This is a genomic window from Variovorax boronicumulans (assembly GCF_030812215.1).
GTDB lineage: Bacteria > Pseudomonadota > Gammaproteobacteria > Burkholderiales > Burkholderiaceae_C > Variovorax > Variovorax boronicumulans_C.
The window spans coordinates 382,634-401,996 of sequence record NZ_JAUSSG010000006.1; the positions used below are offsets into that span (position 1 = coordinate 382,634).

The window sequence follows — 19,363 nt, forward strand, 5'->3', positions numbered from 1 at the left end:
CCTCTCTTTGTTTCTTCTAGAGGCCGAGGGCGGCGAGCACGCCGGGGCTCGCCTGCACCGCGGTCTTGCGGTGATAGAAATCGAGCGCGCGCAAGCCGCCCAGTTCGGCGCCGCCGCCTGCGCGTCCGGGGCCGCCGTGCATCGACATCGGCATCACGTTGCCGTGGCCGGTGTGGGCCTGCGTGACCTCGGGGGTGACCACGTGGATGCGGCCGTGGCTCGGCGCGACGGCGAGCGCGGCCTGTGCGAGCGCGGCGTCGTCGCTGCCGTAGAGCGAAGTCACGAGAGAACCTTGTCCGCGATGCGCGAGCGCGATGCTGTGTGCGAGATCGCGGTACGGCAGCAGCGTGGCGACCGGGCCGAATACTTCCACGTCATGCACGCGCTGCGCCGCATCGGCATCGCGTGCGCCCAGCAGCACCGGGCCAATGCAGGCGGCGACAGCCGGGTCCGCGTCGATCAGTGATTTGTTGCGGCCGTCGTGCAGCACGGTGGTTTGCGCGGCGAGCGCGCCGAGCCCTTCGCGCACCGCATTCAGTTGCGCGCGGCTCACGAGCGAGCCCATGCGCACGCTCTCGTTGCGCGGGTTGCCGACCGTGACGCCCGCGAGCTTTGCGCCGATGGCTTCGGCCGCGGCGTCGTACACCTCGGTCGGCACCAGGATGCGGCGAATCGCCGTGCACTTCTGGCCGGACTTCACCGTCATCTCACGCACCACTTCGCGCACGAGCAGGTTGAACGCGTCGCTGCCCGGCGCGGCACCGGGCAGGAGCAGGGCGCTGTTGAGGCTGTCGGCCTCGATGTTTGCGCGCACCGAGCGCGCGGCCACGGCCGGGTGCGAGCGGATCACCGTCGCGGTTTCTGCCGAGCCGGTGAACGAGACCACGTCGAAAGGCTGCAGCTGGTCCATCAGGCCGGCCGAGCTGCCGCAGATGACCGAGAGCGCACCGGCGGGCAGCACGCCCGCATCGATCACGTCCTTCACCATGCGCTGCGTGAGCCAGGCGGTGGCCGTGGCGGGCTTCACGATCACGGGCACGCCCGAGAGCAATGCCGGCGCGGCCTTTTCCCACAAGCCCCACGACGGGAAGTTGAAGGCGTTGATGAACAGCGCCACGCCGTGCGTCGGCACCTGCAGGTGCTGCGACTGGAACACTGGCTCCTTGCCGAGCTTGACCGCATCGCCGTCGCGCAGCGCGCGCACGTCGCCGAGCGCATCGCCCCATTTGGCGTACTGGCCGAGCGTGAAGATCGCGCCGTCGATGTCGACGGCCGAGTCGTTCTTCACCGTGCCGGAGTTCGCGGTGGCGATCTCGTAATAGGCGTCGCGGTTCGCCTGCAGCACCTTGACGACCGCGCCGAGCAGCCCGGCGCGCTGGCGGTAGGTGAGGGCGCGCAGTGCGTTGCCGCCCTGTTCGCGCGCAAAGCGGAAGGCTTCAGGCAGGTCGAGCCCGGTGGCGTCGACGCGCACGAGCTCGGTGCCGAGCACCGGATCGAAGAGCGGCGTGCCGGCGCCCGAGCCGCTTTGCCAGCGGCCGGCGACGTGGTTGGGGAGGAGCTCAGTCATGGACCTGGATCTCGATGGGGTCGATTAGGGGAACACCGCGGAACCGGCTTTGCCGGGCCGCCGGTGTTGCCCCCTGCAAGGGGCTTGGAGGCCACACGCAGTGGGCAAGCCTGGGGGTGTGCTTCATGCTGTGAACTTGATCTGCCCTTCGGGCAGCAAATAAAGAACGAGCGCGCGGCCCTGCGCGACGGTCGGGCGGTGCGCGGTGCCGGGTGCGTAGACGCACCAGCCGGCAGGGCGGCCGTCGAAAGTGGCGGGGTGGTCGTCGAGCGGCATGATCAGGTCGATCTCGCCGTTGGGATGCGTGTGGTGCGGGCCGGCGATGTCCTGCATGTCGACCACGTCGACCGAGAAGCGGTGCAGCGCGTCTTCGGCCTTGAAGACGCGGCCGTACCTGATGCCGCCGCCTTCGCGCTCGCACAGCCACCCTTCGGCCACGCCGCCGATGCAGGCCTCGCGCAATTGCGCGAAGCGGGCGCTGCCCGCGCCGTGGGTGGCGTTGAGCCACTGGTCGAGCTGCGCGTCGAGCGGCCGGCCTGCGATCTCGGCGGTCAGGCCGGCGATCAACTGGTGAAATGCTTCCTTGCTGGACATCGTGGCAGGCTTCCTTCGTGGAGGCTGGCTGGCGGGGCGAGCGGGGAGCTGGCGCCGCAGCGAACTTATGAACTACCTTGCAGGATCGCTGTGCGTGCAGTATCTTGCTTGTGGCCGAACAATAAGCACCGAGTCATTGGGTGTCAAGCAATATAGTGCATATATGGTGTTTACCCTGAGCGCGCACAATCCCGGCGAAGAACGAGGACTTGCATGAACGAGCATGTAGACGCGGTGCTGGCCACCGCGCCAGAAGGCGGCGCCAATGCCGCGTCGGCCGGGGAGGCCAAGAATCCGCTGCTGGTCGCACTGGGCGACCGCGTGCGCAACCTGCGCGCGCAGCGCGGGCTCACGCGCAAGGCGGTGGCGGTGGCGGCCGATGTGTCGGAGCGGCACCTGGCCAATCTCGAATACGGCATCGGCAACGCGTCGATCCTGGTGCTGCAGCAGGTGGCCGGCGCGCTGCACTGCTCGCTGGCCGAACTGGTCGGCGACGTCACGACCAGTTCGCCCGAGTGGCTGCTGATCCGCGAGCTGCTCGAGAACCGCAGCGAAACCGACCTGCGCCGCGTGCGCGTGGCGCTGGGCGAACTGCTGGGCACGGCTTCCGTCGATCCGGCGCGGCACCGCCGCATCGCGCTCGTGGGCCTGCGCGGCGCGGGCAAGTCGACGCTGGGGCAGATGCTGGCCGACGACCTCGACGTGCCCTTCGTGGAACTGAGCCGCGAGATCGAGAAGCTCGCGGGCTGCAGCGTGCGCGAGATCCACGACCTCTACGGCACCAACGCCTACCGCCGCTACGAGCGCCGCGCGCTCGAAGAGGCCGTGCAGATCTACAGCGAGGTGGTGATCGCCACGCCGGGCGGCATCGTCTCCGACCCCGCCACCTTCAACGAGCTGCTCGCGCACTGCACCACCGTGTGGCTGCAGGCCGCGCCCGAGGAGCACATGGGCCGGGTGGCCGCGCAGGGCGACACCCGCCCGATGGCCGCCAGCAAGGAGGCGATGGAAGACCTGCGCCGCATCCTGAATGGCCGGGCCGCCTTCTATTCGAAGGCCGATCTGTCGGTGGACACCAGCGGCAAGACGCTCGCCCAGAGCTTCCAGCTGCTGCGCGCAGCAGCCCGCGAGTTGTAAGGCTCGCCCCCAGGCTTCGCGCACTTCGTGTCGCTGCGCCAACCCCCTGCCGGGGGCAACACCTGAGGCCCGGCGAAGCCGGTTCCTCGGTGTTCGCTGGAAAAGAGACCGCTTCCTTCGCGCCTGTCGCTTGAGATCTGAAAAAAAGCACAACAGGCATTGACTTGCTTGTTTGCATGCAGCATGATGCATGTCATCGGAACCAGAAGATGCATTATTCTTCAGGTTTGCATCTGCCCCACAGGAGACTTCCGTATGACCGACACCGCGACCCCCACTTCGCTCCAGGCGCCCACCCGCGTGGACTACCGCACCGAACCCGGCCAGTACCGCCACTGGTCCCTGAGCTTCGACGGCGCCATCGCCCGCCTGGTGCTCGACATCGCGGAAGACGGCGGCATCCGCCCCGGCTACAAGTTGAAGCTCAACAGCTACGACCTGGGGGTGGACATCGAACTGAACGACGCGCTCAACCGCGTGCGCTTCGAGCACCCCGAGGTGCGCAGCGTGATCGTCACCAGCGGCAAGGACCGCATCTTCTGTTCGGGCGCCAACATCTTCATGCTGGGTGTCTCGGGCCATGCCTGGAAGGTCAACTTCTGCAAGTTCACCAACGAGACGCGCAACGGCATCGAAGACTCGTCGAAGCACTCGGGCCTGAAGTTCCTCGCGGCCGTGAACGGCGCCTGCGCCGGCGGCGGCTACGAACTGGCGCTGGCCTGCGACGAAATTCTGCTGGTGGACGACCGCTCTTCCGCCGTCTCTCTGCCTGAGGTGCCGTTGCTCGGCGTGCTGCCCGGCACCGGCGGCCTGACCCGCGTGACCGACAAGCGCCATGTGCGCCATGACCTTGCCGACATCTTCTGCACCAGCGTCGAAGGCGTGCGCGGTCAGCGTGCTGTCGACTGGCGCCTGGTCGATGCGGTGGCCAAGCCCGCGCAGTTCGCGGCCGCCGTGCAGGACCGCGCTTCGCAGCTCGCCGCCGGCAGTGACCGGCCCGCGGGCGGCAAGGGCGTGGCGCTCACGCGCCTCGAACGCACCGACAGCGTCGACGGCATCGCCTATTCGCACGTCAACGTGCAGATCGATCGCAGCAAGCGCACCGCGACGATCACCGTGAAGGCACCGAGCGGCGCGCAGCCGGCCGATATCGCCGGCATCGAAGCCGCAGGTGCCGCCTGGTGGCCGCTCGCGATGTGCCGCGAACTAGACGACGCGATCCTCAATCTGCGCACCAACGAACTGGACATCGGCACCTGGCTGCTCAAGACCGAGGGCGACACGGCCGCCGTGCTCGCCTCCGACGCCGTGATGCTTGCGAACAAGGACCACTGGCTCGTGCGCGAAACCATCGGCGCGCTGCGCCGCACGCTCGCGCGGCTGGATGTGTCGTCGCGCAGCCTGTTCGCGTTGGTCGAAGCGGGTTCGTGCTTCGCCGGCACGTTGGCCGAGCTGGCCTTCGCGGGCGACCGCAGCTACATGCTCGCGCTGCCCGACGATGCCGAGCGCGCGCCGAAGCTCGTGCTCAACGAATTCAACTTCGGTTTCTTCCCGATGGTGAACGACCAGAGCCGCCTGCAACGCCGCTTCTATGAAGAAGCCGCGCCGCTCGAAGCCGCCCGCGCGGCAGCCGGCAAGCCGCTCGATGCCGACGAAGCCCTGAAGCTCGGCCTGGTCACCGCCGCCCCCGACGACATCGACTGGGACGACGAGATCCGCATCGCCATCGAGGAGCGCGTCGCCATGTCGCCCGATGCGCTCACCGGCCTCGAAGCCAACCTGCGCTTCGCGAGCAAGGAGAACATGGCCACCCGCATCTTCGGCCGGCTCACCGCCTGGCAGAACTGGATCTTCAACCGCCCGAACGCCGTCGGCGAGAAGGGTGCGCTGAAGGTCTACGGCACCGGCGAGAAAGCCGGCTTCGACATGAACCGCGTCTGACCCCGCAGTCCGTACAACCCAAGGAACAACGATGAGCACGATCAACTACAGCGAGAAGATCCCCAACAACGTCAACCTCGGCGAAGACCGCACGCTGCAGCGCGCGCTCGAAGGCTGGCAGCCGAACTTCATCAACTGGTGGGACGACGTGGGCCCCGAAGGCTCGACCAACCACGAGGTGTACCTGCGCACCGCGGTGAGCGTCGACCCGCAGGGCTGGGCGCAGTTCGGCCACGTGAAGATGCGCGACTACCGCTGGGGCATCTTCCTGAACCCGGGCGATGCGAACCGCGAGATCCACTTCGGCGACCACAAGGGCGAGAAGGCCTGGCAGGACGTGCCCGGCGAGCACCGCGCCAACCTGCGCCGCATCATCGTGACGCAGGGCGACACCGAGCCCGCGTCGGTCGAGCAGCAACGCCACCTGGGCCTCACGGCGCCCTCGATGTACGACCTGCGCAACCTGTTCCAGATCAACGTGGAAGAAGGCCGCCACCTGTGGGCGATGGTCTACCTGCTGCACAAGCACTTCGGCCGCGACGGCCGCGAGGAAGCCGAGGCGCTCTTGCAGCGCACCTCGGGCGACGAGAACAATCCGCGCATCCTGGGCGCCTTCAACGAACGCACGCCCGACTGGCTCGCGTTCTTCATGTTCACCTACTTCACCGACCGCGACGGCAAGTTCCAGCTCTCGGCGCTGGCCGAAAGCGCGTTCGATCCGCTCGCGCGCACCACGAAGTTCATGCTGACCGAAGAGGCGCACCACATGTTCGTGGGCGAGAGCGGCGTGTCGCGCGTCATCGCACGCACCGCGCAGGTCATGAACGAACTGAAGACCGACGACCCGCAGAAGGTGCGCGCCGCAGGCTGCATCGACCTGGGCACGATCCAGCGCTACCTGAACTTCCACTACAGCGTGACCATCGACCTGTTCGGCGCCGACCAGTCGAGCAACGCCGCCATCTTCTACAGCTCGGGCCTGAAGGGCCGCTATGAAGAAGGCAAGCGCACCGACGACCACATCCTCAAGGGCCAGACCTACAAGGTGCTGGAGGTGAAGGACGGCCAGCTCGTCGAGAAGGACGTGCCGATGCTCAATGCGCTCAACGAAGTGCTGCGCGACGATTTCATCAAGGACTCGGTGGCCGGCGTGGGCCGCTGGAACAAGGTGCTCGAGAAGGCCGGCATCCCGACCCGTCTGGTCGTGCCGCACAAGGCCTTCAACCGCCAGATCGGCGCGCTCGCCGGCATCAAGATGTCACCCGAAGGCCGCGTGGTGAACGAGATCGAATGGGCCGCCAAGCGGGACGAGTGGTTGCCCAGTGCCGAAGACTTCGCTTTCGTGGCATCGTTGATGGGCCGCGTGGTGGAGCCGGGCAAGTTCGCGGGCTGGATCTCGCCACCTGTCATGGGCATCAACCGCCAGCCCGTCGATTTCGAGTACGTGCGTTTCGGCTGAAAAAATTAGGTACACCCCCAGGCTGCGCGCACTTCGTGTCGCTTCGCCAACCCCCTTGCAGGGGGCAGCACCTGCGGCCCGGCAAAGCCGGTTCCGCGGTGCTTCGCGAATGGGCCCGGGGTGAAAAAGGAGAACACGATGGATATGGCCGTTGAAGCCGGGGTCATCAAGCAGCACCTGATCGACCCCGAGATCTGCATCCGCTGCAACACCTGCGAGGCCACCTGCCCCGTCAACGCGATCACGCACGACGACAACAACTACGTCGTGCGGGCCGACGTCTGCAATGGCTGCATGGCCTGCATCTCGCCGTGCCCGACGGGCTCCATCGACAACTGGCGCACGATGCCGCTCGTGCGCGCGTACACCATCGAAGAGCAGTTGACCTGGGAGTCGCTGCCTGCGGAACTGACGCCCGAAGAGCTCGAAGCCGCGGGTGTTGCCGCCGATGCGGGCGATGAAGCCGCCCCCCCTGTTGCAACGGCTCCGACGCAGATCACTGCCGTCGAAGCCGTCTTCAACTCCGCGCAGTACGGCGCCACCGTGCCGCCGTGGTCGGCCGCGCATGCGTACACCAACCTGTTCCCGCCCAAGACCCCGACGACCGCCACCGTGGTCGGCAACTTCAACTGCACCGAAGCGGGGTTCGACAGCGAGACGCACCACATCGTGCTGGATTTCGGCGTGGTGCCGTTCCCGGTGCTCGAGGGCCAGTCGATCGGCATCGTGCCGCCGGGCGTCGACGCCATCGGCAAGCGTCACCATGCGCGCCAGTACTCGGTGGCCAGCCCGCGCAACGGCGAGCGGCCCGGCTACAACAACGTCTCGCTCACCGTGAAGCGCGTGACCGAAGACCACCAGGGCGACCCGGTGCTGGGCGTGTGCTCCAACTACGTGTGCGACCTGAAGGTGGGCGACACGGTGCAGGTGGTGGGGCCCTTCGGCGCCTCGTTCCTGATGCCCAACCATCCCAAGTCGCACATCGTGATGATCTGCACCGGCACCGGCAGCGCACCCATGCGCGCCATGACCGAGTGGCGCCGGCGCCTGCGCAAGAGCGGCAAGTTCGAAGGCGGAAAGCTCATGCTGTTCTTCGGCGCGCGCACGCAGCAGGAGCTGCCGTACTTCGGCCCGCTGCAGTCGCTGCCCAAGGACTTCATCGACATCAACCTTGCGTTCTCGCGCACGCCCGGAAGCCCCAAGCGCTACGTGCAGGACCTGATGCGCGAGCGCGCCGCCGATTTGGCCGCGCTGCTCAAGGACGGCGCGAGCCACTTCTACGTGTGCGGCTTGAAGAGCATGGAAGAGGGCGTGGTGCTCGCGCTGCGCGACGTGGCGACGGAAGCCGGGCTCGACTGGGACACGGTCGGCGCCTCGCTCAAGCGCGAAGGTCGCCTGCACCTGGAAACCTACTGAGCTGCGGCGAATGAAGTTCGCCGACTTCCATGCAGGCCAGGTCATCGAGGCCGGGCCTTATGTGCTCAACGAAGCCGAGCTGGTCCGGTTCGCGAGGGAATACGACCCGCAGTGGTTCCACACCGATGCGGAGGCCGCCACCGACAGCGCCTTCGGCGGGCTGATCGCGAGCGGCTGGCACACCTGCTCGATCGCGATGCGCCTCGTGGTCGATGCGGCACTGAAGGGCTCGGAGTCGTTCGCGTCGCCGGGGCTCGAGCATGTGCGCTGGCCCAACCCCGTGCGGCCCGGCGATGCGCTGCGGCTCGTGGCCGATGTGATCGAGGTGCGGCGCTCCGAGAAGCGGCCCATGCTGGGCATCCTGCGCTGGCGCTGGCGGCTGTTCAACCAGCGTGAGCTGATGGTGCTCGACGTGGAAGTCACGAGCCTTTTCAAGCTCGAAGCGCCCGGCTGATACGCGGAAAAAGCCCGCAACGCGCGAGCGCTGCGGGCCTGTGCGAACGAAGCGCGCTTACTTCGTGATGTCGACCGCGCCCGAGCCCTTGGCCTTGCCGCTGGCCTTCGCGCCCACGCCGGCACCCGAAGGCTTCACCGCACCGCCGGCTGAGCCGACTGCACCGGTCGCGCTGTTCAGCGTGCCGCCCACGGTGTTCGTGAGGCCGCCTGCCGCGCCTGTTGCCGCACCGGTCGCACCGCCCACGGCACCCGTGGCACCGCCGACCGTGCTGGTCGCGTTGCCCACGGCGCCCGTTGCGCCGCCGACCACGCCACCGACCGTGTTGCCCAGGCCGCCTGCTGCGCTGCCGGCACCGCCATTGGCCGATGTGCCTGCGCCTGCCGCAGCGCCGGTGCTTGCGCCTGCACTGCCTTGCGCCGGTGCGGCCTTGACTGTGCCCGATGTATTCACATCGGCGTTCACGCCCACGCCGACCCCGACGCCCTGTGCCTGGGCGAAGCCGCTCATGGCAAGAAGGCCTGCGAGCAAGGCGCCGACGAAGATGGATTTGTTCTGATGTTGCTTCATGGGTGACTGTTCCTTTCGTTTGAATGGTCACGGATTGACAAGAACCGGCTCAGGGCCAGTTCGGTCGCTACCGTGACCACCTCGCACCCTGTCGCCATGTGCGGGGTGTTCGCTCTCGCTTGTGGGACGTGTCCGTCGGCGGGAATGGGGGGTTGTGCGTTAGGGCGACGCCTTGCATTGGATGGGTTTCGCATGGCGCAAACCTTTCTCCGGACAGGGTCAAAGCAAGCTCCTTCCGGCAGGGCCAATTTCACGCAACTAATAATGTTGCATGAAACGAGACAGCAAGCTTTCGGCCGTTCTCCATGTGTTGCTGCACATGGCCGAAATGGACGGACCCATCACCTCCGAGTCGCTTGCGGCGGCGATGCACACCAACCCGGTCGTGGTGCGGCGGCTCATGGCGGGCCTGCGCCAGGCCGGCTTCGTGAGTTCCGCCAAGGGGCACGGCGGCGGCTGGGTGCTGTCGTGCTCGCTGGCGCGCGTGACGCTGGGCGACATTCACAACGCCGTCGGCGCACCCGCGCTGCTGGCCCTGGGCAACCGCACCGAGAGCCCCGGCTGCATCGTCGAGCAAGCCGTGAATGCGGCGCTCGACGATGCATTCGATGCGGCCGAGGCCTTGCTGCTCAAGCGTTTCAACAGCATCACGCTGGCCGATCTCTCCAAGGACTTTCATCGCCGCATGACGGGCGGCGGCTTCACCAAGAAGGACATTGAACATGCGCTATGACGCTCTCGTCGTGGGCGGCAGCTTTGCCGGCCTTTCCGCTGCCATGCAGCTCGCTCGCGCACGCAAGAACGTGTGTGTGGTCGATGCGGGTGCGCCGCGCAACCGCTTCGCCGCCGCGGCGCACGGCTTCTTCGGGCAGGACGGCGTGCCGCCGCTGAAGATGATTGCCGACGCGCGCGCCAAGCTGCTGGCCTATCCGAACGTCACCTTCATCGAAGGCCGCATCGTGAGCGCGCAGGCCGATGGCGCGGGCGGGTTCGTCGCGTCGCTCGACAGCGACCGGCAGCTGTCGGCTGGCAAGCTCATGTTGGCTTTCGGCGTGCAGGACGGTTTTCCGGACGGCATCGCCGGCGTGCGCGAACGCTGGGGCACCAGCGTGCTGCACTGCCCGTATTGCCACGGCTATGAATTCAGCGGCCGGAGGCTCGGCGTGCTGATCGAAGCACCGCATCCGCCGGACCACGCAATGCTGATTGCAGAGTGGGGACCAACCACGCTTTTCCTGAACGCCAACAACACGATGGACGACGAGGCGCGCGCCAGGCTGCAGGCGCGCGGCGTGACGATCGAGCCCGGCCGCATCGCGGCGCTGGAGGGGGCGGGGCAGGATCTTGCGGGCATACGCCTCGAAGACGGCCGCATCGTGGCGGTCGAGGCGCTGTTCATGGTGCCCCGCACGCGTCCGTCGAGCCCCATCGCCGAACAGCTGGGATGCGCATTCGACGACGGCCCCGCCGGTCCGGTGATCCGCACCGACGCGATGAAGATGACCACCGTGCCCGGCGTGTACGCCGCGGGCGATGCGGCCATGCCGATGCACAACGCCACGCTGGCCTCGGCCGATGGCGTGATGGCCGGCACGGCGATGCATCGCGCCATGGTGTTCGGCGCTTGACCCCACTTTTTTCTCGGGCTCGGAAAAATCGGGCTCCGAGACCCCTATAATTCGACGCTCGAAATGCGGGAATAGCTCAGTTGGTAGAGCGCAACCTTGCCAAGGTTGAGGTCGAGAGTTCGAGACTCTTTTCCCGCTCCACATTTCATGCAAAAGGCCACCTCCCCGGTGGCCTTTTCTTTTGGAACGCGCCGAACGCGCTTTCAGCCCTTGGCCGGTAACACCGTTCCGCGGCTCTCACCGAAGCCGATGCGCGCATGTCCCGGCTTCTCGCACCAGCCGCGCAGCAGCACCGCGTCGCCGTCTTCCAGGAACCCGCGCTGTTCGCCGTTGGCCAGCGCCACGGGGCTCTGCCCCGCACGCGTCAGCTCGATGATCGCGCCGGCTTCGCCAGGCCCCGGGCCCGAGATGGTGCCGCTGCCGAACAGATCGCCCGCGTTCAGCTTGCAGCCGCCCATCGTGTGGTGCGCCACCATCTGCGCCACGCTCCAGTACTGGTGCTTGAAGCTCGTGCGCGACAGGCGTGACGGGCCGCTTCCGCCTTCGCGCGCCTTCCCGCTTTCGAGCCAGACCTCCAGGCTGATATCGATCGCGCCGCTTTCGCGGTTCGCCCTGCTCTCCAGGTAATCGAGCGGCTGGGGCTCGCTGGCTGGCCGCGTCCAGGCCTGGCGATAGGGCGCGAGCGCTTCCATCGTCACGATCCACGGCGAGATGGTGGTCGCGAAGTTCTTCGCGAGGAAGGGCCCGAGTGGCGCCATTTCCCAGAACTGGATATCGCGCGCCGACCAGTCGTTGAGCAGGCAGATGCCGAAGATGTGGTCTTCGGCGCGATCCAGTGGAATTGGCTCGCCCGCCGCGTTGCCTTCGCCGATCCACACGCCGAGTTCGAGTTCGTAGTCGAGCCGCGCGCAGGCGTGGTACGTCGGCGCCTTCGCGCCCGGCGCCATCGTCTGCCCCATCGGCCGGTGAAAGCGCTGCCCGCTCACGCCGATGGTCGAGACGCGCCCGTGGTAGGCCGTCGGAATCCAGCGGAAGTTCGGCGTGACGTCGCCTTCGGGATTGAACAGGCGCGTGATGTTCAGCGCATGGTCGATCGATGTGTAGAAGTCGGTGTAGTCGCCGATGCGCGCGGGCACGGTGTATTCGGCGTCGGTTTGCGGCACCAGGCACTTGCGCAGGTCGTCCACGGTCGAGGCCGGCGCATCGCTTCGCAGCAGTGAAAAGACGAGGTGGCGCAGCGCCTGCCAGGCGGAGGGACCCAGCGCGAAGAAGTCGTTCAGCGCGGGCAGGGCGGCCGCACGTGCCGCGTCGAGCGCGAGCCCGTCGGCATGCGAGCCAGCGGCCAGCGCCGCCAGGTCGAGCACCTGGTCACCGATGGCCACGCCGCCGCGAAACGGCTCGGGGCTGCCGATGCGTCGGAACACCGCATACGGCAGGTTCTGGATCGGGAAGTCGCAGCCCGCGACATTGGCCGAGTCCACCCAGCTGCGCGCGTCGACATCGTGCGTGTGATTGAGTTCGATCATGGGGGCGGTTTTCCTTCGTTCAGGCCGACGCCATCAGCGCGTCGTCGAAGATCGCCACCGCGCGCGTCCAGCCCGCCGACGCGCCACGGATCTTGTGCGGAAAGCAGCTGATGAAGAAGCCCGTGGGCGGCAGCACTTCCAGGTTGTGCAGCTTCTCGATGTGGCAGTAGCCGATGTCGCGACCGGCCTTGTGGCCCTCCCAGATCAGCGAGGCGTCCTGCGTCTCGCCGTACTTCTTCGCGGTGTGCACGAACGGAGCATCCCAGCTCCACGCGTCGGTGCCGGTGAGGCGCACGCCGCGTTCCAGCAAGTACATCGTCGCTTCATAGCCCATGCCTGCGCCGGCAGATACGTAGTCGTTGCTGCCGTAGCGCTTGCCCGCACGCGTGTTGACCACCACGATCTCCAGGGGGCTCAGCGTGTGACCGATGCGCTTGAGTTCGGCCTCCACGTCGGCGGCCGTGACCACGTAGCCATCGGCAAAGTGGCGAAAGTCGAGCTTCACACCCGGCTGGAAGCACCATTCGAGCGGCACGTCGTGGATGGCGATGGCAGGCTTCTTCTCGCCGAGCGCCTTGTCCATGGTCGAGTGGAAGTGATAGGGCGCATCCAGGTGCGTGCCGTTGTGCGTGGACAGCTGCACCAGTTCCACGGCCCAGCCTTCGCCGTCGGGCAGGTCCTCTTTCTTCAGTCCGGGGAAGAAAGGCTCTATCTGCTCGTAGGTCTGCTCGTGCGTGAAGTACTGGATCTTCGGCGCGAAGGCGGGCGGATCGGAGAGCACATCGTTCTCAAGAAAGATCGAGAGGTCGACGAATTTGCGTGGCATGGCGGGGCTCCTTGTGGGGGATATTGGTGTTGGCGTGAAGGAAGAAATGAGTGAATGAAGCAATCGGTCAGGGCTGCTGCCAGCGCAGCAGGCGCTTCTCGGCAAAGGCCAGCAGCGCATTGCTTACGAAGCCGATGAGCCCGAGCAGCACGATGCCGGCGAAGAGATCGCTGGCGCGGAAGGCGCGCGCAGCCAGCAGGATGGCCTGGCCCAGCCCGCTTTGCGAGGCGATCATTTCGCCCACCACCGCGACGATGAGCGCGATGGTCAGTGCGAGACGCATGCCTGCCAGGATGTCGGGCATCGCATTCGGCAGGCCCATCTTCCAGATGTACGCCGCGCGCGACATCTGCAGGCAACGCGCCACTTCCGCCAGGCGCGGCTCCACTGCCGCGAAGCCATGCACCGTGGCCAGCAACACCGGCCACATCGCGCCGAATGCGACCACGAACAGCACCATGCCGGGGTTGAGCCCGAAGATCGAAATGGCGAGCGGCAGCAATGCCGATGCGGGCAAGGGGCGAATGAATTCGAGCGTCGGCTGCACCCACGCGCGCACCGCGGGCGACACGCCGATGGCCGCACCCAGCACCACGCCGAACAGCGAGGCCAGCAGCCAGCCCTCGACCATGCGGCCGACGGTGGCCTGCGTGAAGGCGAGCAGCTCGCCATTGCCTGAATCGCCGGAGAGATTGAGCCCTTCGAGCAGGCTCGCGAACGTGGCCTGCGGTGTCGGCAGGAACACGCGGCTCACCCAGCCCGCGTTGCTCGCGACCCACCAGAGCGCGACGAGCGCGCACAGCACGGCGAACGAACCGAGCCAGTGCAGGCCCGAGGGCGCGCGGTCATTGCCGTTCATGGCATCGCTCCCATGCGCCGCGCGACCGTGCGCTGCAGCAGCACCATGCCCGCGTTGACCGCAAAGCCCACCACGCCGATCCAGCCGAGCCATGCGAGCATCAACGCGGGATCGAAGCTTTGCTGCGCGATCATCATCGCGTAGCCCATGCCGTTCGGATTGGCCGCGATCTCCACCGTGACCGCGACCACCAGCGCCACCGCCACGCCGAGCCGCAGCGCGACGAACAGGCGCGGCACGATGGCCGGCAGCACGATCTTGAACGCACGCTCGCGCGCCGAGAGGCCGAGCACGCGGCTCACTTCGAGCAGGCGCGGCTCGATCTGCTGCACCGCCGACTGCACCAGCACCAGCAGCGGCCAGAAAGTGGCGAAGGCGACGATGGCCAGCTCCATGCGCACGCCGAAGCCGAAGGCCAGCATCGCGAGCGGAATCAACGCGACCGAAGGCACGGGCCGCAGCACCTCGATGGAGACGGAGCCCAGCTGTGCCGCGCGGCGCGAGAGGCCGAGAACCAGGCCCAGCGCGATGCCGAGCACCGCGCCGATCAGCAAACCAAGCGCCGCGGTGCCGAGCGTGAAGCCGGTCGCTTGCCAGAGCGAGCCGTCGAGTGCCGCGCCGACGAAAGCCTTGGCGGCCGCGCTCGGCGGTGCGAGCGCATCGCTGCCCAGCGCCGCCGCACGCCGCGCGTACCACTCGAAGGCGACGACCAGCACCGCGGGAAAGACCCACGGACGCAGCCAGCGGAAGAGGCGGCCTTCAGTCATGGCCTTGCTCGATGAAGGCGAACAGCTCACGCCGCAACTGGAGGTATTCCGGATGCTCCTTGGTCGTGAGCTGGTCGCGGGGGCGCGGAATCTTCACGTCGATCATCCGCGCGAGGCTTGGCCGTCCGGGGCCGGGATTGGCCTGCAGCGCGATCACGCGGTCACCGAGGTAGATGGCTTCCTCGAGGTCGTGCGTGACGAACAGCACCGTGAGCCCGTCGTCGCGCACCAGCCGCGCGAGTTCGTCCTGCAGGCTCTGGCGGGTGAGCGCGTCGAGCGCGCCGAAGGGCTCGTCCATCATCATCAGCTCGGGTTTCTGCGCAAGGCAGCGCGCGATCTGCGCGCGCTGCTGCATGCCGCCCGAGAGCTGCACCGGAAACTTCTGCGCATGCTTCGCAAGGCCGACCTTGCCCAGCACATCCGCGATGCGCGGCGCGCGTTCGGCGGCGGGCACGCCGGCCGCTTCGAGCGCGAGGCTCACGTTGCCTTCCACCGTGCGCCACGGCAAGAGGGCGCGGCCGTAGTCCTGGAACACGAAGGCCACTTCGCGCGAAGGCTCGGTCATCGTCACGCCGTTGCGCCGCACCTCGCCGGCGCTCGCGGTGACGAGGCCGCTGGCCGCGCGCAGCAGCGTGGTCTTGCCGCAGCCGCTCGGGCCGACGATGCAGACGAACTCGCCGCGCGCCACGTCGAACGAGGTGGGCGAAAGAATCTCGCGGCCGCCCAGGCAGATGGTGACGCCGTCGAAGCGAAGGAAGGGTGTGGCCTGCATCGTGGAACTTGTCGGCAAACGCGCAGCGCTCACGGAAAGCGCGGCGCGCGCGGTGATCGGGGCTGGAGCGGAAATCACTTGGCGATCAGCTTCGCAACGTCGATGTTCGTCTTGAGCATGTCCTGCTCTTTCATGAGCCCGGTCCAGTAGCCGAGCTGCTTGTCGGTGACGACCGGGCCGGGCGGCGAGACCTGCACCTTGGCCAGCACGTCGGGCGGCAGCTTGATGTACTTGCCGATGGCCGCGCGCACCTTCGCATCGTTCTTCGCCTGCTGCATGAAGCCGCCGGACTCGACGAGGGCTTCGCGGAACGCACGTGCCGTTGCGGGGTTCTTCGCGACCCATTCGCGCTTGGCTGCATGCACGATGGTCTGATTGTTCTCGGGCAGGAAGGTCGAGTAGTAGGAGGCCACATAGCCCGCGCCGCTCTCGGTGATGCGGCTCATGAACGGGTCGGCCGACACCACCGCATCCACCGAGCCGCCGCGCAGAAGGTCGGCGTGCTGCGGGAACGAGGCTTCGACGAAGTTGACCTTGCGGTAGTCCACGCCGCTGTCCTTGAGCCATGCACGGAAGGTCACGTGCAGGAACGCGCCCAGGCCCGGCACGCCGATCTTCTTGCCCACGCAATCCTGCGGGCTCTTGATGCCCGAGCCCGCGCGCGCCACCAGGCCGAAGCCGGTGATGGTCTTGGAGGTGAGGCCGCCGCCGGCCACCAGCACCAGGTCGAGGCCGCCGTCCACCGCCTGCAGGAACACCGAGGGCGTGGGGCCGCCGATCTGCAGCGAATCCGATTGCAGCGCTGCCGGGATCGTGGAGTTCAACGGGATGAACTTGAGCTCCACCTCGAGCCCGCGCTTCTTGAAGTAGCCCTCTTCGGCCGCCACGAAGACAGAGGCGAAATCGGTCACCGCCGTGTAGCCGAACACGATCTTCGGATGGGACTGCTGCGCGCGCGAAGGCAGCGCCGCGCTGGCCGAAGCGGCCGCGAGTGCCGACAGCAAGGTGCGTCGTTTCATCATGTCTTCTGTCTCCGGGTGGGGGTTTTTTGTGTGCGCGGGGCCTTGGGCTTCGGCAGCGCGGCGCGCAGGCCGCCGACGATGAAGTTCACGAGCATTGGCGCCACGGCCGGGTCGGCGCGCTTGTTCTCGCCGCGCGAGAGCCGTTCGATGCGGCTGTCGTTCAGGTGGTGCAGCAGCGCACCGAGCGCGAACTGATAGCCCCACGCGACCTGCGCGCGCGTGGCGTGCGGCAGCGCCACGTGCAACGCATCGATGTACGCGGCGGCCAGTGGATCGAAGTAGCCGCGCAGCACACGGTCGGCTTCCTCGGTCGCGTGATAGAGCTCGCGCGCCACCAGCAGCGCGTAGTACTCGCCCTCGGCGCTTGCACGCAATGCGAGCACGGGTGCGGTGAAGGCTTCGATGATGCGCGGCAGCGTGTGCACGTCGTCGGGATCGTTGTCGACCTGCGAGAGCCGCGCGAGCCGCTCGTCGATGGTGTGGCTCCAGTGCTCGAAGATGGCGTGGAAGAGATCGTGCTTCGGCCCGAAGTAGTAGCCCACCAGCGCGAGCGGCACGCCGGCTTCCTCGGCGATCTGCCGGATCGTCACCGCGTGGTAGCCGTGCTGCGCGAACAGCTTCTCGGCGGCCAGCAGGATGGCCTGGCGGCGGTCGGGCCTGCCGGCTTCGACGGTGATGGCCGCGGCCCGCGGGGCACTGCGTCTGGCGGTCGTGGTGCGGGTGTTCATGGGGGCGTATTGAACGGCCGTACAAAAATGTTGAACACGCGTACAAACCCTGAGGTCAACCCTCATTGAGCACGGTCGTTCGCAGCGCTACGCTCGGTTCATGCCCGCTCCCAACATCCCCCAGATCCGTCTCTATCAAAACTGGCTGCGCGACCAGCGCGGCCTTTCGTTCGACACCTACGACGCGCTGTGGCGCTGGTCCGTCACCGACCTCGATGCGTTCTGGCAAAGCATCTGGGACTACGCCGGCCTGCAGTCGCCGACACCGCATACGGCAGTGCTCGCCGAGGCGCACATGCCCGGTGCACGCTGGTTTCCGGGCGCGCAGGTCAACTACGCACGCGAGGTGCTGCGCCATGCCGATGCCGCGCACGCCGCCGGCATGCCCGCCATCGTGAGCGACAACGAACTCGGTGAAGTGCGCGAGCTGTCATGGCCCGAGATGCGCCGCCAGGTCGCCGCGGTGGCGCTCACGCTCAAGTCGCTCGGCGTGCAGCGAGGCGACCGCGTCGCGGCCTACATGCCCAACGTGCCCGAGACCATGGTCGCGTTTCTCGCGTGTTCCAGCATCGGTGCGATCTGGAGCGTGTGCGCGCCCGACATGGGCACCGCCGCCGTGGCGGATCGCTTCCGCCAGATCGAGCCCAAGGTGCTGATCGCCGTCGACGGCGTGCACTACGGCGGCAAGCCGCTGGACCGCAGCGCCGTCCTGCAGGAACTGCGCGCCCAATTGCCCAGCGTGCAGAAACTGCTGCTTGTGAAGACGCCCTTCGCCGCGAGCCCCGTCGCGCACGATGTCGACTGGACCGAAGCCACCGCGCGCAACGACGCCGAGGTCGCCGCCTTCGAACCCGAGTGGCTGCCTTTCGACCACCCGATCTGGATCGTCTACTCGAGCGGCACCACCGGCCTGCCCAAGCCCATCGTGCACGGGCAGGGCGGCATCCTCTTGACGATGCACGCCTGCGGCCTGCACAACGACGTGGGCGCGAGCTACGGCGCCAACAACTTCGGCGAGCGCTACCACTGGTACAGCTCCACCGGCTGGGTGATGTGGAACTCGCAGCTGTCGGGCATGGCCTTCGGCGCCACCATCTGCATCTACGACGGCAACCCGGCGGGCAGCAAGGAGAAGCCCGACTGGGGCGTGCTGTGGCGCTTCGTCGCACGCCACAAGGTCACCTTCTTCGGCGCGGGGGCCGCCTACTTCACCAACTGCATGAAGGCCGGCATCGTTGCCAAGGAATGCGGCGATCTCTCGCGCGTGCGCGCACTCGGCAGCACCGGTTCGCCGCTGCCCGACGAGGTGCAGCGCTGGGGTTCGAAGCAGATCCTCGATGCGGGCTCGAAAGAAGTCTGGTGGTGCAACATCTCAGGCGGCACCGACTTCTGCGGCGCCTTCGTCGGCGGCAACCGCGAGCTGCCCGAGGTGCCGGGCCAGATGCAGTGCCGCGAAATCGGCCACGCGGTCGAGGCCTGGAACGAGCAGGGCCAGCCGGTCATCGGCGAGGTGGGCGAACTGGTCTGCACGAAAGCCATTCCGTCGATGCCGCTTTACTTCTGGGGCGACGAGGGCAATGCGCGCTATGTGTCGAGCTACTTCGACACCTACCCCGGCGTGTGGCGCCACGGCGACTGGATCAAGATCGGCGAGGACGGCGGCTGCATCATCTACGGCCGCAGCGACGCCACCATCAACCGCCAGGGCCTGCGCATGGGCACCAGCGAGATCTACAGCGCGGTCGAAGGCCTGCCCGAAGTGCTCGACTCGATGGTGGTCGATCTCGAGTACCTCGGCCGCGACAGCTACATGCCGCTCTTCGTGGTGCTGCGCCCGGGCGTGGCGCTCGACGAGGCGATGCGCAACCGGATCAACAACGCGATCAAGACCTCGCTCTCGCCGCGCTTCGTGCCCAACGATATCTTCCAGGTCGCCGAGATTCCGCGCACGCTCTCGGGCAAGAAACAGGAGCTGCCGATCAAGAAGCTACTGCTGGGCCAGCCGATCGAGAAGGTGGTGAACCGCGAGGCGATGGCGAACCCCGGCAGCCTCGATTGGTATGTGGCATTTGCCGCCCAGCGTACCTCCGCATAATG

The 19,363-nt window shown here is 67.3% G+C and carries 18 protein-coding genes and 1 tRNA gene; 9 read left to right on the forward strand and 10 right to left on the reverse strand.

The window, feature by feature from the left end; genetic code table 11:
• Positions 1–16: 16 nt before the first annotated feature.
• Both J2W23_RS18425 and J2W23_RS18430 read right to left on the reverse strand, forming a co-directional pair.
• Positions 17–1,567, reverse strand: coding sequence for a 3,4-dehydroadipyl-CoA semialdehyde dehydrogenase (locus J2W23_RS18425; protein WP_307649735.1), 1,551 nt, complete (start codon positions 1,565–1,567; stop codon positions 17–19).
• A gap of 123 nt (positions 1,568–1,690) precedes the next feature.
• On the reverse strand, positions 1,691–2,161 hold the full coding sequence (locus J2W23_RS18430) for a 4-hydroxylaminobenzoate lyase (RefSeq protein ID WP_176661031.1): 471 nt from the start codon (positions 2,159–2,161) through the stop codon (positions 1,691–1,693).
• A gap of 213 nt (positions 2,162–2,374) precedes the next feature.
• Here J2W23_RS18430 and J2W23_RS18435 point away from each other — a divergent pair, with 213 nt between their 5' ends.
• The 5 genes from J2W23_RS18435 to J2W23_RS18455 all read left to right on the forward strand — a co-directional run bounded on the left by J2W23_RS18435 (position 2,375) and on the right by J2W23_RS18455 (position 8,568).
• Entirely contained in the window at positions 2,375–3,298 is a 924-nt protein-coding gene (locus J2W23_RS18435; protein ID WP_176661030.1) for a helix-turn-helix transcriptional regulator, read from the forward strand.
• 255 nt (positions 3,299–3,553) lie between these two features.
• A complete protein-coding gene (boxC, locus tag J2W23_RS18440; RefSeq protein WP_307649736.1) occupies positions 3,554–5,239 on the forward strand; it encodes a 2,3-epoxybenzoyl-CoA dihydrolase in 1,686 nt (561 codons plus the stop codon).
• Positions 5,240–5,270: 31 nt separating this feature from the next.
• Positions 5,271–6,698, forward strand: a complete 1,428-nt coding sequence (boxB, locus tag J2W23_RS18445) for a benzoyl-CoA 2,3-epoxidase subunit BoxB (protein WP_307649737.1) — start codon at positions 5,271–5,273, stop codon at positions 6,696–6,698.
• 138 nt (positions 6,699–6,836) lie between these two features.
• Positions 6,837–8,114 carry a benzoyl-CoA 2,3-epoxidase subunit BoxA gene (boxA, locus tag J2W23_RS18450; RefSeq protein ID WP_307649738.1) on the forward strand — a complete coding sequence of 426 codons (1,278 nt, stop codon included), beginning with the start codon at positions 6,837–6,839 and terminating at the stop codon, positions 8,112–8,114.
• 10 nt (positions 8,115–8,124) lie between these two features.
• Entirely contained in the window at positions 8,125–8,568 is a 444-nt protein-coding gene (locus tag J2W23_RS18455) for a MaoC family dehydratase (protein WP_307649739.1), read from the forward strand.
• 57 nt (positions 8,569–8,625) lie between these two features.
• Here the strand turns inward: J2W23_RS18455 and J2W23_RS18460 are convergent, their stop codons facing one another.
• Positions 8,626–9,138 (reverse strand): adhesin, encoded by a 513-nt coding sequence (locus J2W23_RS18460; RefSeq protein ID WP_176661025.1) that lies wholly within the window; start codon positions 9,136–9,138, stop codon positions 8,626–8,628.
• A 271-nt stretch (positions 9,139–9,409) separates the two neighbouring features.
• On the opposite strand from J2W23_RS18460, the gene J2W23_RS18465 reads away from it, so the two are divergent.
• The 3 genes from J2W23_RS18465 to J2W23_RS18475 all read left to right on the forward strand — a co-directional run bounded on the left by J2W23_RS18465 (position 9,410) and on the right by J2W23_RS18475 (position 10,907).
• The gene (locus tag J2W23_RS18465) at positions 9,410–9,871 is read left to right on the forward strand and encodes an Rrf2 family transcriptional regulator (RefSeq protein WP_176661024.1); all 462 of its coding nucleotides are present in this window, start codon (positions 9,410–9,412) and stop codon (positions 9,869–9,871) included.
• A complete protein-coding gene (locus tag J2W23_RS18470; RefSeq protein WP_307649740.1) occupies positions 9,861–10,766 on the forward strand; it encodes an NAD(P)/FAD-dependent oxidoreductase in 906 nt (301 codons plus the stop codon). Before J2W23_RS18465 ends, J2W23_RS18470 begins: the two co-directional genes overlap by 11 nt.
• A 65-nt stretch (positions 10,767–10,831) precedes the next feature.
• Positions 10,832–10,907, forward strand: a tRNA-Gly gene (locus J2W23_RS18475).
• Positions 10,908–10,969: 62 nt separating this feature from the next.
• Here the strand turns inward: J2W23_RS18475 and fahA are convergent.
• The 7 genes from fahA to J2W23_RS18510 all read right to left on the reverse strand — a co-directional run bounded on the left by fahA (position 10,970) and on the right by J2W23_RS18510 (position 17,266).
• The gene (gene fahA / locus J2W23_RS18480; RefSeq protein WP_307649741.1) at positions 10,970–12,292 is read right to left on the reverse strand and encodes a fumarylacetoacetase; all 1,323 of its coding nucleotides are present in this window, start codon (positions 12,290–12,292) and stop codon (positions 10,970–10,972) included.
• A 19-nt stretch (positions 12,293–12,311) separates the two neighbouring features.
• Positions 12,312–13,118: a cyclase family protein gene (locus J2W23_RS18485; protein WP_307649742.1), complete on the reverse strand. Its 807-nt coding sequence runs from the start codon at positions 13,116–13,118 to the stop codon at positions 12,312–12,314.
• A 67-nt stretch (positions 13,119–13,185) separates the two neighbouring features.
• Complete coding sequence (locus tag J2W23_RS18490; protein ID WP_176661020.1) at positions 13,186–13,977, reverse strand: ABC transporter permease; 792 nt, start codon at positions 13,975–13,977, stop codon at positions 13,186–13,188.
• Positions 13,974–14,744: an ABC transporter permease gene (locus tag J2W23_RS18495; RefSeq protein WP_307649743.1), complete on the reverse strand. Its 771-nt coding sequence runs from the start codon at positions 14,742–14,744 to the stop codon at positions 13,974–13,976. The genes J2W23_RS18490 and J2W23_RS18495 overlap by 4 nt, the downstream gene beginning before the upstream one ends.
• Complete coding sequence (locus J2W23_RS18500) at positions 14,737–15,594, reverse strand: ABC transporter ATP-binding protein (protein ID WP_307649744.1); 858 nt, start codon at positions 15,592–15,594, stop codon at positions 14,737–14,739. The genes J2W23_RS18495 and J2W23_RS18500 overlap by 8 nt, the downstream gene beginning before the upstream one ends.
• Positions 15,591–16,538, reverse strand: a complete 948-nt coding sequence (locus tag J2W23_RS18505) for an ABC transporter substrate-binding protein (RefSeq protein ID WP_307649745.1) — start codon at positions 16,536–16,538, stop codon at positions 15,591–15,593. Before J2W23_RS18505 ends, J2W23_RS18500 begins: the two co-directional genes overlap by 4 nt.
• Entirely contained in the window at positions 16,535–17,266 is a 732-nt protein-coding gene (locus J2W23_RS18510; protein WP_307649746.1) for a TetR/AcrR family transcriptional regulator, read from the reverse strand. The genes J2W23_RS18505 and J2W23_RS18510 overlap by 4 nt, the downstream gene beginning before the upstream one ends.
• A gap of 100 nt (positions 17,267–17,366) precedes the next feature.
• Between J2W23_RS18510 and J2W23_RS18515 the strand changes: the two genes are divergently transcribed.
• Positions 17,367–19,361 carry an acetoacetate--CoA ligase gene (locus tag J2W23_RS18515; protein ID WP_307649747.1) on the forward strand — a complete coding sequence of 665 codons (1,995 nt, stop codon included), beginning with the start codon at positions 17,367–17,369 and terminating at the stop codon, positions 19,359–19,361.
• The last annotated feature ends 2 nt before the right edge of the window (positions 19,362–19,363 follow it).